Here is a 12135-nt window from a genome sequence, read left to right on the forward strand (position 1 = left end):
CTGGATCGAGCATCATGACCGCACACGACCCCCTCTCCGTCGTCGTCCTGGCCGGCGGCATCTCCCACGAGCGCGACGTATCGCTGCGCAGCGGCCGGCGGGTCGCCGATGCGCTGCGCAGCGTCGGGGTCGACGCCACCCTGCGCGACCCGGATGCGACCCTGCTCGACTTCCTCCGGGAGACGCCTCCCGCCGTGGTCTGGCCGGTCCTGCACGGCGCGAGCGGCGAGGACGGTGCCCTCCTCGGCCTGCTCGAGCTGGCGGGCGTGCCCTACGTCGGATCCTCCGCGCGATCCGCTCGTCTCGCCTGGGACAAGCCGACCGCGAAGGCGCTGGCGGAAGCGGCGGGTCTTCGCACGCCGCGCTCGATCACCCTGCCGAAGGACACCTTCCGCGAGCTGGGCGCCGCTGCCGTGCTGCGCCTCGTCACCGAGGCCCTCCCGGCTCCGTACGCCGTCAAGCCCGCCCGCGGGGGCTCGGCCCAGGGAGTCACCATCGTCCGCGACGCCGAGGCCCTCCCCCGGGCGATGGTGGACGCCTACACGTACGGAGACGTCGCCCTCATCGAGCAGCTCGTGGAGGGCACCGAGATCGCCATCGGCGTGCTGGACGCGGGGGCTGGGCCGGAGGCCCTGCCGGCCACGGAGATCGTGCCGACGTCCGGCGTGTACGGCTACGAGGCGCGCTACAACGCCGGGCTGACCCGCTTCTACACCCCAGCGCGCATCTCCCCGGAGGCGGCCGCTTCCGTGGCGGACGCCGCGGTCCGGATCCATGTCGCGCTCGGGATCGGGCAGATCTCCCGGGTGGACATCATCGTCGACGCTGACGGGTCCCCGTGGTTCCTCGAGGTGAACGTCATCCCCGGCCTCACGGAGACGTCCCTGCTCCCCCAGGGTCTCGCCGCCGCTGGTGTCGAGGTCGGCGAGCTGTACCGCCGCCTGGCCGAGGCGGCCCTCGGCGCCCCCTCGTCTGACTGATCCCGCGTGTCTGACTCATCCCGCGTGTCTGACTGATCCCGCGTGTCTGACTGATCCCGCGTGTCTGACTGATCCCGCGTGTCTGACTGATCCCGCGTGTCTGACTGATCCCGCGTGTCTGACTGATCCCGCGTGTCTGACTGATCCCGCGTGTCTGACTCATCCCGCGTGTCTGACTCATCCCGCGTGTCTGACTCATCCCGCGTGTCTGACTGATCCCGCGTGTCACGCCCACGCCGGTCAGTCACACTGACCGGTGTACGGGCTGCCGACGGGTTCATGCGTGGCCGACGACTGCCTCGCGGTCGAGACGAGATGTAGTCCCAGCGGGCCAGTGAGGCGCGTGGAGCACGCACGGCTCCCTGCTCGCTCACGCATGGCACGTGGCGTTCGATGCCCGAGTGCGTGGCAGTCGTCGGCCACGACAGCATCGCCAGGCCCCGCTTCGTCGCGTCACCCGAACAGAGACGTCTCGGCAGCCATCCTGACGTGGCGAGTCGCGCCTCAGACCGGTTCGCCGCCGGGAATGCCCATCTCCTGCACGATGCGCATGAGGTCCCCGAGCGTCGCGAAGTCGATGACGATCTGGCCCTTCTGCGCCGACATCGTGACGCGCGCACTGGTGTTGAAGTGGTCGCCGATGCGCTGGGCCGCCTCGTCGAGATGCGCCGTCCCGAGACGACGCGGCGCTCTTCCGTGGCGTGGTCGTGCGCTGACCGCGCTGGGCCGCGGCCTCCGCCGCCCTCACGGAGAGGTCCTCGTTGACGATCTTGTCGGCAAGGTGGCGCATGGCCTCCTCGTCCCCCGACGACAGGATCGCCCGAGCGTGGCCGGCGGAGAGCACTCCGGCAGCGACGCGGTGCTGGACTTCCTGCGGAAGGCGGAGCAGACGGATCGTGTTGGTGATCTGGGGCCGTGAACGTCCCAGACGCTGGGCCAGCTCATCCTGCGTGATGGCGAAGTCCGCGAGCAGCTGCTGGTAGGCGCTGGCCTCCTCCAGGGGATTCAGCTCCGACCGGTGGAGGTTCTCGAGGAGGGCGTCTCGGAGCATCGACTCGTCGGCCGTGTCCTTGATGACCGCGGGGATCGTGGGAAGCCCGAGCTCCTTCGTGGCGCGCAACCGGCGCTCGCCCATGACGAGCTCGTACCTCGCCTTGCCCTTGGCATCCGAACCGAGAGGCCGGACCACGATGGGCTGGAGCACTCCGTACTCCCGGATCGACACGACGAGCTCCTGGAGCTCATCCGGTCGGAAGTCGGTCCGCGGCTGCTGCGCGTTGGGCGTGATGTCCGCGGGATCGAGGTTCGCCAGGCGTGCGCCCGGCACCTCGACGAGCTCCGGATCACCGGATTTCGTGGACGATGCCGTGGATGCGCCACCCTGGACACCGCTCGGCGCACCCGCGCCGACGCTGTCTGGGAAGAAGACGTCGACGGGTCGGCTTCGCTCATCGGAGGTCGGGATGAGGGCTCCGATGCCGCGTCCCAGGCCGGTTCTCTTCGTTGCCATTACTTCTGAGCTCCTCGGTGTGCGATCTCGGCTGCCGCTTCCAGATAGGACAGGGCGCCGGGAGAGTTGGGGTCGTAGCTGATGACGCTCTGGCCGTAGCTCGGTGCCTCGCTGATGCGCACCGATCGTGGGATGAGCGTGGTGAGAGTCTGCTGCGGGAAGTGCTCCCGGACTTCCGCTGCCACCTGTTGAGCGAGGTTCGTCCGGCCGTCGTACATGGTGAGGAGGATCGTGCTCATCTCCAGCTCCGGGTTCAGGTGCTGGGCGATGAGCTCGATGTTGGACAAGAGCTGACTGAGACCCTCCAACGCGTAGTACTCGCATTGGATGGGGATGAGCACCTCCTTCGCAGCGCTGAAGGCGTTGATGGTCAGGAGGCCGAGCGAGGGCGGGCAATCGATCAGGACGTAGTCGATGTCTCGACCGGCATCAGAGGCCAGGAATGCGTCCAATGCCGCTCGGAGACGACGCTCGCGCTGGTCCAGAGTGACCAGTTCGATCTCCGCACCGGCGAGGTGGATGGTCGCGGGAACGCAGAAGAGCGTGTCGAACTCGGGACTGCGTTGTATGGCTTCCGAGATCGGGACGTCGTTCACGAGTACGTCGTAGACGCTGGGGAGTTCCGTCGACCGATCGGCGCCCAGAGCCGTGGACGCATTGCCCTGTGGATCGAGGTCGATCACCAAGGTTCGCGACCCGGATTTGGCCAGCGCCGCAGCCAGGTTGACGGTGGTCGTGGTCTTGCCGACGCCCCCCTTTTGATTGGCGATCGTCAGTACCCGGGTCGCCGGAGGTCGCGGGAGGATCAGACCGGCGAGTGCCTTGCGGCGTCGGCTGGTCTCCGAGATCTCCCGCGCGATCGGGCTGAGTTCGTCATCCACGAGGATCCCCCATTCGTATGGACATGACCACTCCTTGACTCTGACATTTGTGATGTTTCACGTGGAACATGGCTGTTCGTGGCACTGATGTTGCTACAAATGCACAGCTGGTCAGGTTTTTCTCTTTGAGTACACGCCTGCCGATCACGCGACACGAGCCCTGATCACCCTGGTGATCTCGGAGACCTGACCCGCGCCAAGGGTGAGCACTTCCACGTCCTCCAAGTGGAACTTCCGGATGGCCTTGCTCGCCGCCTCCACCTCACGCTCGGCATTGGCGCCCTTCATCAGGACCAGTTCCCCGTCAGTTCGAACCAGCGGCACGGTCAGAGGAATCAACTTGGAGAACGCGCTGACCGCACGTGCTGTCACCTGATCGAGTGTGTAGGCGCGCGCCACGTCCTCGGCCCTGGCACGTCGGACGGCGACATTGGACAGGTCCAGATGCTGCACCTGCTCCTCGAGCCACGCTACGCGGCGCTCCATGGGTTCGATGAGCACGAACTCCACATCAGGACGGGCGATGGCGAGGACCAGACCCGGAAGTCCTGCACCGGATCCGATGTCGCCGACCAGGCCCGGGCGCAGCAGCGGCGCAAGGAGAACCGAGTTGAGGACATGACGGGTCCACAGGCGAGGCGGCTCCAGCGGGCCAATCAGGCCGAGCTCCTCACCCCGCTCCCCTAGTTGACGCGTGAACTCGCGGGCCACGTCGATGCGGGCTCCGAACAACTCAGCGGCGACCGCGGGCTCCGCCTCGATCAGGACCTCATCGGGCATTCTTGATCCATCCTGTGGTCGTGCGTCGTAGATGCCCTAGATTGAGCCGCATCGGGCCTGCGGTCATCTCGATCGCGTCCGGCACAACCAGCATCGTCCGAGTTTAGCGGCGATCCGTCGAGGTATACGCACCCCGCACTGATGCGCGATGCTCACGTGCGCATGCCGACTCACAGCGTCTGGCGCTAGATGTTTCACGTGAAACTCAGAGTTGCTGCTTGCAGGGATACCTCACTCTGAATGGCGGGGCACCCAGCTCGGAAGCGGGCACGTCGTACGCCTGGCGCCGCATCTCACAGCACGGTGTGGCTGAAAGTTGTGTCGTCGTCCTAGTGGGATCAATGCGATCAGCTTTCGCTGTAATGAGTCCTCTGACATGCTGTTGCATCGTGTTTCACGTGAAACATGCCCTGCGGTCTCGTCAGGCGACCTCCATTGCAGCCAACCGGTGACGCGACACCCACCAGAACAACCCAGTGCCACTGAACCCACTTGATCGGATTCGACTCCGCGGCGACTTCCGCAGGTCAGTGACCGCAACAGTCATATCTACCCGCGGACAAGGACGTAGAACGAACCTGACACCCACCATGCCGACAGCCGGACTACCAGCGCCACGCTAGTTGGCCCGCCGGTGTCGCCGCGCGACCGTGTCGCCGCGCGAACGTGTCGCTAGTTTCACGTGAAACACGACACCACTATCGGCGCCCGACACGACGTCCTGCACCTCGTCGGGTCTCTCGCACCTACCAGCGTGCGGTGTCCACTGACTGAGCCCCGATCGACGACCCTCTTTAGTCCGCTGCCAGCCGCCGAGGATCACCGCGCGGAGACGAGCGTCCAGAATGAGCGACGACCCGGGCGAAAATCAGCAGCACCCAGGGGGAGTGGAACGCAGACCGCGTGACACCTCCGCGGCACCGGTCGGCATCGCCCTTCGCAAAGCGCCACAATTTTGGTAACACGTCTGTATTATTCAAGGACACCGCATAGACGAAGGAGGCCCGTTCCGTCAGGAACGAGCCTCCTCGAATGCAGCCGGCGGATCAGGCCTTGCTGATCACCGTATGCCGGTCGCGGCCTTCGCCCTCGGACTCCGACGTGTAGCCCTTCTCCGCGACGATGTCGTGCACCAGCTTGCGCTCGTACGACGACATGGGCGGCAGCGACGCGCTAGTCGAGCCCGCCGAGATGCGCTCCACAGCTCGGTCGACGAGCTGCGCGAGCTCCACCTGGCGGGCATCGCGCGAGCCGCCCACGTCGAGGATCAGACGGCTGAACGCACCCGTCTTGTTCTGCACCGCGAGACGCGTCAGCTCCTGCAACGCCGTCACGGTCTCCGGGTTGGACAGCAGACGGAGATCCTCGGAGTCGGCCGCGTCCACGGAGACGTACGCCCTGCCACCGCGCTGATCGATGTCGATGTCGCCGTCGAGGTCGCAGATGTCCAGGAGTTCCTCGATGTAGTCCGCCGCGATGTCCCCTTCGTCCACAGCAGCGGCGCCCTCAGGAGCTGCCACCAGCCCGTCCGGGGACTGCGTGGGGGATGCGTCGGGGACCGCGATGTCGGGGGTCGAGGTGTCGGTCGTGTCGCTCATCGGCTCTTGGATCCCGCCTGCTTCTTGGCACGGTTCTTGCCCACCGGCTGCTGACGCTGCGCCGGCTTGCGCTCCTCGACGACGATCGTCGCCGACTCCGTGGAGCCCTCCGGAGCCACGAGCTTGCCCTTCTTGGCCAGACGCGCCTCACGAGCACGCGCGGCCTCGCTCCCGGGAGTCGGCATGTTGCGGATGACGAGGAACTGCTGGCCCATGGTCCAGAAGTTCGAGACGAGCCAGTAGAACATGACGCCGAGGGGGAAGGCGATGCCGGAGACGGCGAAGACCAGGGGGAGGATGTACAGCAGGATGCGCTGCTGCTTGAACATCGGGCTGGCCTTGGTCTCCTCGGACATGTTCTTGGCCATGATCTGCAGCTGCGTGATGAACTGGGACGCGCTCATGAGGATGACCATGGTCGTCGCGATCACGATGACGGTGATGTTGCCGTTCGCCGTCGAGATGGCGGACTGCAGCGGCGCTCCGAGGAACACGGACTCGCCGAACGAACGCGAGAGCTGGGCGTTGAGCAAGCCGATGCCCGGGAGCTCCTCGACCGCGGCCCGGTGGAGCACCGAGTAGAGGGAGAAGAAGATCGGCATCTGCAGCAGCAGGGGAAGGCAGCTGCTGAGGGGGTTGGTGCCGGTGTCCTTGTAGAGCGCCATGGTCTCGCGGGACATGGCCTCGCGGGAGAACTGGTCGCGCTTGCCCTTGTACTTGTCCTGGATCTTCTTCAGCTGCGGCGCGACCTCCATCATGCGGCGCTGGTTCTTGATCTGGCGGACGAAGATGGGGATGAGCGCCGCCCGCACCACGAGCACGAGGCCCACGATGGACAGCACCCAGGTGGCACCGTTGTCGGGATCCAACCCGAGGCTGGTCCAGAGCGTGTGGAAGCCGACCAGGATGAGTTCGATGACCCACTTGATCGGCCACAGGATCGTTCCGAGGAAGTCCATGAGGTGGTCGTTAGCCCCTTTCCGTGGCTGGGTGCGACGACGAATCCGAGCCTCGTGCGTCGATACTGCGGGACCCGACGAGCGGGGACGTCGTCGATGCCGCCCTCCGCCCAGGGGTGGCATCGGCACACACGCCATGCGGCGAGGAAGCCTCCGCGGAGGACGCCGTGCTCCTGCACGGCCTTGAGGCCGTAGGCGGAGCAGGAGGGGTAGTACCTGCAGACGTCCCCATAGAGAGGGAGACCGCACGCCGGTAGAGGGTGATCAGCGCGATCACCGCGTTCCGGGGCGCCAGGACGATGGAGGTCAGTACCCTCTTCATATCGTCCTCACGGCCCGCGTCACGGCTGACGCCATCTCCTCCTGCAGGGTAACCCACGGCGTCTGCTCCATGCCTGGCAGTACGCGGATCACGATGGACGTCCCCGGGGGCACGGAGGGCAGCAGCCCGGCGGAGACCGCCTTGAGGCGTCGTCGCACCAGGTTGCGCGTGACGGCGTTGCCGACCTTCTTGGAGACGATGAACCCGAACCGGGCAGGCGATCCCGCGGGTCCGGCCAGTGCCGAGACCACCGCGGTCGCCGTCGTCGAGCGGCGGCCCCGCCTGACGATGGTGCGGTAGTCCGCACCGCTCGTCACGCGGTTCCGCCGAGCGAGCACGTGCTACGCGGAGAGCTCGGTGCGTCCCTTGCCACGGCGGGCGGCGAGGATGGCACGGCCGGCACGGGTGCGCATGCGGAGGCGGAAGCCGTGCTTCTTGGCCTTCTTGCGGTTGTTCGGCTGGAAGGTGCGCTTGCTCACGGTGAGTCTCCACTCAGGTTGGTCCACGGGGCCGACGAGTGCGGCTGGGAAGATGGGGCAGCCTCGACAGGCTGGGTCAACTGCCTAAATCTACGGGGCGAGGGCCTTCCGGTCAAACCCACGGGCGGGATCGCGATTATCCACACGGAGAGCCGATCGGCCGGTATTGACATGCCGTCGTGGATAGGGTCGATTTGTCCTGATCCCCGACAGTGGCTACCGTGTGGCGTGGCCGCGACGCGTCGGGTGTCGCCCGCGCGGTGCTGACGGCCCGTTCGCACACAGGGTGGATAACCCTGTGAGTAACTATGCTGTCCGCGGTCGCGCTGCCGGGACGGTCCGCACCCCCGGAGCCTCCGGGGACGGACGCCGCACGCTCGACCGCGACGCCCTTCCAGCGTCGACAGCAGCCCGCGCACCGCGTGGCGGCCCCGGCATCCGCCGTGGGACCCCGCCCGGTGACGGCAGATGGGGAAACATGTCCGACCGCTCCGACCCGACGCACGCGATCTGGCAGAAGGTGCTCGCCGCCCTCACCGCGGACGACCGGATCACCCCGCAGCTGCACGGGTTCATCAGCCTCGTGGAACCCAAGGGCGTCATGACCGGCACCCTCTACCTCGAGGTCCCCAACGACCTCACCCGCGGCATGCTCGAGCAGCGCATCCGCGTCCCCCTCCTCAACGCCATCGGCTCCCTCGACGAGGCGGCCGGCGTCAGCAACTTCGCCATCGTGGTCAACCCCGAGATCGCGCAGGACGCCTTCGCCCAGCACCCCGAGCCGGCGGCCGAGCAGCCGTACATCGAGACCCCGACCATCACCGCGCCGACGGACAACCCCGGGCTCCCGGCGTCGCCGTCCCGCGGCGACTCCCGCCTCAACCCGAAGTACGGCTTCGACACCTTCGTCATCGGCGGATCCAACCGCTTCGCCCACGCCGCTGCCGTCGCGGTCGCCGAGGCGCCGGCGAAGGCGTACAACCCCCTCTTCATCTACGGGGACTCCGGCCTCGGCAAGACCCACCTCCTGCACGCGATCGGGCACTACGCGATCAGCCTCTACCCCGGCATCCGCGTGCGGTACGTGAGCTCCGAGGAGTTCACCAACGACTTCATCAACTCGATCGCCAACAACCGGTCGTCGCTGTTCCAGTCGCGCTACCGCGACAACGACATCCTCCTGATCGACGACATCCAGTTCCTCCAGGGCAAGGACTCCACCCAGGAGGCCTTCTTCCACACCTTCAACACCCTGCACGACCACAACAAGCAGGTGGTCATCACCAGCGACCTGCCCCGAAGCACCTCACGGGCTTCGAGGACCGGATGCGGTCGCGCTTCGAGTGGGGCCTCATCACCGACGTGCAGGCGCCCGACCTCGAGACCCGCATCGCGATCCTCCGCAAGAAGGCGCAGAGCGAGAAGCTGCAGGTGCCGGACGACATCCTCGAGTACATGGCCACGAAGGTCACGTCGAACATCCGCGAGCTCGAGGGCACCCTCATCCGGGTCACCGCGTTCGCGAGCCTGAACAAGACCCCGGTCGACCTCGCGCTCGTGCAGACGGTCCTGAAGGACCTCATCACGCTGGACGAGGACAACGTCATCGCACCGGTCGACATCATCAACCACACCGCGAGCTACTTCAAGCTCACCGTGGACGACCTCTACGGGTCGTCGCGGTCGCAGGCGGTGGCCACCGCCCGTCAGATCGCCATGTACCTGTGCCGGGAGCTGACGAACCTGTCGCTGCCGAAGATCGGGCAGCTGTTCGGCAACCGCGACCACACGACCGTCATGTACGCGAACAAGAAGATCACCGAGCTCATGAAGGAGCGCCGCTCCATCTACAACCAGGTGACGGAGCTCACGAGCCGGATCAAGCAGAACCACCGCTACGGCAAGATGTGACGCCCGCGTCGCGCATCACCGCCGGGTGAGCGCGGCCGAGCACGCACCAGGGGTCGGACCGTCGGGTCCGGCCCCTTCGTCGTCCCCGGCAGCTGCGGATGCGCGTCAGGACCGCCGCCGAGCGTCCACGTCCCCGGGCTCCATGTCTCCGGGGTCCACCGCATGTGTCCCGAGCGACCGGACCAGGCTTCTGCGGCTGCGTCGGGCTGATCGGCACCGCACCGATGAGCCGCGAGAGCGTGCGCCAGCGTCTGCTCGAGAGCCGGGGAACGCGCCACATGACCGAGGCTGCGGCGTTCCCCACAGTGTGCACAGAGTGTGGATAACTGTGGAGAACCGCCGGAGCCGTTGTGGGTTCGCGGAGGCCGCCTGTGGAACCGGCTCGCCCGCGTCGACGTCGTTCCGCCGAGTCCCCAGCCCGTTCCACACCCGTCCCACAACTTCCAGACGTGTAGTTCCCGCTCGATCGCCGGGGATCCGGGAGTTGTCCACAGATTCCACAGCGGTTAAGGCTGTTGTCCTTGAGGAACCCTTCATTGGATGTCGCCCAAGAACCTCAGGGGTGTGGACGGATCCGCGGTCCCGGCCGCCCCTCACGGCACGGCTAGCATTGAGCGACAAATCTTCCGCTCATCGAGGGGTCCACAACGTGAAGTTCCAAGTCAACAGGGACGTCTTCAGCGAGGCGGTTTCGTTCGCCGTCAAGCTCCTGCCGCAGCGGACGACCCTCCCGATCCTCAGCGGGGTGCTCATCGAGGCGACCGAGGACGGACTGACGCTGTCGTCGTTCGACTACGAGGTCTCGGCGCGCACGCAGATCCAGGCCGACATCGAGGAGGCCGGCCGCGTCCTCGTCTCCGGACGCCTGCTGGCCGACATCGCGAACCGGCTCCCGAACGCCCCGGTGCGGTTCACCACCGAGGACTCGAAGATCACGGTCTCGTGCGGATCCGCGCACTTCACGCTGCTCAGCATGCCCGTGGAGGAGTACCCGACCCTGCCGCAGATCTCCGAGCAGTCGGGCCTGCTGCCGGCGGAGCAGTTCGCCGCCGCTGTCGCGCAGGTCGCCGTCGCCGCGTCCCGCGACGACGTGACCCCCGTCATCACCGGCGTCCAGCTCGAGGTGGGGGAGACCAGCCTCGGCCTCATCGCCACCGACCGCTACCGCGTGGCGGTCCGGGAGATCGACTGGGACGGCGGCGACTCCACGACGGACGGCACCAGCCGCACCGCGCTCGTGCCGGCGCGCACGCTGCAGGAGATCGGCAAGACGTTCGGGCACAGCGGAACCATCTCCGTCGCCATCACCGACACCGACGACCGTCAGCTCATCGCCTTCAGCGCGGACCGGAAGACCGTGACGTCGCTGCTCATCCGCGGCAACTTCCCGCCGGTCAAGCGCCTCTTCCCCGACACGGTCGACAACTACGCGGTCATCAACACGGCCGACCTCATCGAGGCCACCCGCCGGGTCCAGCTCGTCCTCGAGCGCGAGGCCGCACTCCGCTTCACCTTCACCATCGACGGCCTCACCCTGGAGGCCATCGGCTCCGAGCACGCGCAGGCATCGGAGAGCATCGACGCCCTCCTCACCGGCGTGGACACCGTGGTCTCGCTCAAGCCGCAGTTCCTGCTGGACGGCCTCGGCGCCGTCCACTCCGAGTTCGTCCGCCTGTCGTTCACGAAGACGGACAACCCGAACAAGCCCGGTCCGGTGCTGATCACCAGTCAGTCGTCGAAGGACCAGGCTGGAGCAGACAACTACCGGTACCTGCTGCAGCCCAACCTGCTGCTGCGCTAGACCGCGACCAAGGAGAGAACATGCACATCGGACTCGTCGGACTCGGCAAGATGGGCGCCCGCATGCGCGCGCGCCTCGAGGCGAACGGCATCGAGGTGACCGGATACGACACCAACCCCGACGTCTCCGACGTCGCGACGCTCGACGACCTGGCCGCGGCGCTCCCCGCCCCCCGCCTGGTGTGGGTCATGGTGCCGGCCGGCAAGGTCACGCAGAACGTCGTGGGAGACCTGGCCCGGATCCTGCAGCCCGGGGACCTCGTCATCGACGGCGGCAACTCCAAGTTCACCGACGACTTCGCCCACGCCGGCCTCCTGGCCGAGAAGGGCATCGACTTCGTCGACGCCGGCGTCTCCGGCGGAGTCTGGGGCCTCGAGAACGGCTACGGCCTCATGGTCGGCGGCCCGAAGGAGCAGGTCGAGCGCGCCATGCCCGTCTTCGACGCGCTGCGTCCCGAGGGCCCTCGCGAGGAGGGCTTCGTCCACGTGGGCGACTCCGGCGCCGGGCACTACGCGAAGATGGTCCACAACGGCATCGAGTACGCGATGATGCAGTCGTTCGCGGAGGGCTACGAGCTGCTCGCAGCACGGAACGACATCATCAAGGACGTCACCGGCACGTTCGAGGCCTGGCAGCGCGGCACCGTCGTCCGCTCCTGGCTCCTCGAGCTGCTGGTCAAGGCCCTCAAGGAGGACCCGGGCTTCGAGGACATCGAGGGCTTCGTGCAGGACTCCGGTGAGGGACGGTGGACCATCGAGGAGGCGCTCGACAACGCGGTGCCCATGCCGGCCATCAGCGCGTCGATCTTCGCGCGCTTCTCCTCCCGCCAGGAGGACTCCCCGGCCATGAAGGCCGTCGCGGCGCTGCGCAACCAGTTCGGCGGCCACTCGGTGCAGAAGAAGTCCTGACCACCG

General features: G+C 67.0%; 9 protein-coding genes and 3 pseudogenes. 4 read left to right on the forward strand and 8 right to left on the reverse strand.

Annotated elements, in window-relative coordinates:
• Positions 1–14 precede the first annotated feature (14 nt).
• A complete protein-coding gene (locus ACZ411_RS11865) occupies positions 15–980 on the forward strand; it encodes a D-alanine--D-alanine ligase family protein (protein WP_464170849.1) in 966 nt (321 codons plus the stop codon).
• Between the two features lie 504 nt (positions 981–1484).
• Here the strand turns inward: ACZ411_RS11865 and ACZ411_RS11870 are convergent.
• The 8 genes and pseudogenes from ACZ411_RS11870 to rpmH form a co-directional block, all read right to left on the reverse strand.
• A pseudogene (locus tag ACZ411_RS11870) lies at positions 1485–2490 on the reverse strand (ParB/RepB/Spo0J family partition protein).
• Complete coding sequence (locus ACZ411_RS11875; RefSeq protein WP_464170851.1) at positions 2490–3371, reverse strand: ParA family protein; 882 nt, start codon at positions 3369–3371, stop codon at positions 2490–2492. The pseudogene ACZ411_RS11870 and the gene ACZ411_RS11875 overlap by 1 nt, the downstream one beginning before the upstream one ends.
• A 144-nt stretch (positions 3372–3515) precedes the next feature.
• On the reverse strand, positions 3516–4151 hold the full coding sequence (gene rsmG, locus ACZ411_RS11880) for a 16S rRNA (guanine(527)-N(7))-methyltransferase RsmG (protein ID WP_104289491.1): 636 nt from the start codon (positions 4149–4151) through the stop codon (positions 3516–3518).
• 1046 nt (positions 4152–5197) lie between these two features.
• Positions 5198–5749 (reverse strand): Jag family protein, encoded by a 552-nt coding sequence (locus ACZ411_RS11885; protein ID WP_464170854.1) that lies wholly within the window; start codon positions 5747–5749, stop codon positions 5198–5200.
• Entirely contained in the window at positions 5746–6708 is a 963-nt protein-coding gene (yidC, locus tag ACZ411_RS11890; RefSeq protein ID WP_094116836.1) for a membrane protein insertase YidC, read from the reverse strand. Before yidC ends, ACZ411_RS11885 begins: the two co-directional genes overlap by 4 nt.
• 14 nt (positions 6709–6722) lie before the next feature.
• Positions 6723–7030, reverse strand: a pseudogene (yidD, locus tag ACZ411_RS11895) (membrane protein insertion efficiency factor YidD); the annotation flags it as partial.
• Positions 7027–7368, reverse strand: a complete 342-nt coding sequence (rnpA, locus tag ACZ411_RS11900; RefSeq protein ID WP_094116838.1) for a ribonuclease P protein component — start codon at positions 7366–7368, stop codon at positions 7027–7029. The gene rnpA and the pseudogene yidD, both read right to left, overlap by 4 nt.
• A gap of 3 nt (positions 7369–7371) precedes the next feature.
• Positions 7372–7509 (reverse strand): 50S ribosomal protein L34, encoded by a 138-nt coding sequence (rpmH, locus tag ACZ411_RS11905; protein WP_012039665.1) that lies wholly within the window; start codon positions 7507–7509, stop codon positions 7372–7374.
• 478 nt (positions 7510–7987) lie between these two features.
• On the opposite strand from rpmH, the pseudogene dnaA reads away from it, so the two are divergent.
• The 3 genes and pseudogenes from dnaA to gnd all read left to right on the forward strand — a co-directional run bounded on the left by dnaA (position 7988) and on the right by gnd (position 12129).
• Positions 7988–9420 (forward strand): annotated as a pseudogene (gene dnaA, locus ACZ411_RS11910) (chromosomal replication initiator protein DnaA).
• A gap of 649 nt (positions 9421–10069) precedes the next feature.
• Entirely contained in the window at positions 10070–11221 is a 1152-nt protein-coding gene (gene dnaN, locus ACZ411_RS11915; RefSeq protein ID WP_094114637.1) for a DNA polymerase III subunit beta, read from the forward strand.
• A 20-nt stretch (positions 11222–11241) separates the two neighbouring features.
• A complete protein-coding gene (gene gnd / locus ACZ411_RS11920; protein ID WP_104289495.1) occupies positions 11242–12129 on the forward strand; it encodes a phosphogluconate dehydrogenase (NAD(+)-dependent, decarboxylating) in 888 nt (295 codons plus the stop codon).
• The last annotated feature ends 6 nt before the right edge of the window (positions 12130–12135 follow it).

Source organism: Clavibacter sp. AC415 (assembly GCF_979252985.1).

Bases quoted from the DNA above. Each gene is read 5' to 3' on its own strand.
- yidC (WP_094116836.1), bottom strand. From the start codon at position 6,708: ATGGACTTCCTCGGAACGATCCTGTGGCCGATCAAGTGGGTCATCGAA.
- rsmG (WP_104289491.1), bottom strand. From the start codon at position 4,151: ATGCCCGATGAGGTCCTGATCGAGGCGGAGCCCGCGGTCGCCGCTGAG.
- ACZ411_RS11865 (WP_464170849.1), top strand. From the start codon at position 15: ATGACCGCACACGACCCCCTCTCCGTCGTCGTCCTGGCCGGCGGCATC.
- gnd (WP_104289495.1), top strand. From the start codon at position 11,242: ATGCACATCGGACTCGTCGGACTCGGCAAGATGGGCGCCCGCATGCGC.
- ACZ411_RS11885 (WP_464170854.1), bottom strand. From the start codon at position 5,749: ATGAGCGACACGACCGACACCTCGACCCCCGACATCGCGGTCCCCGAC.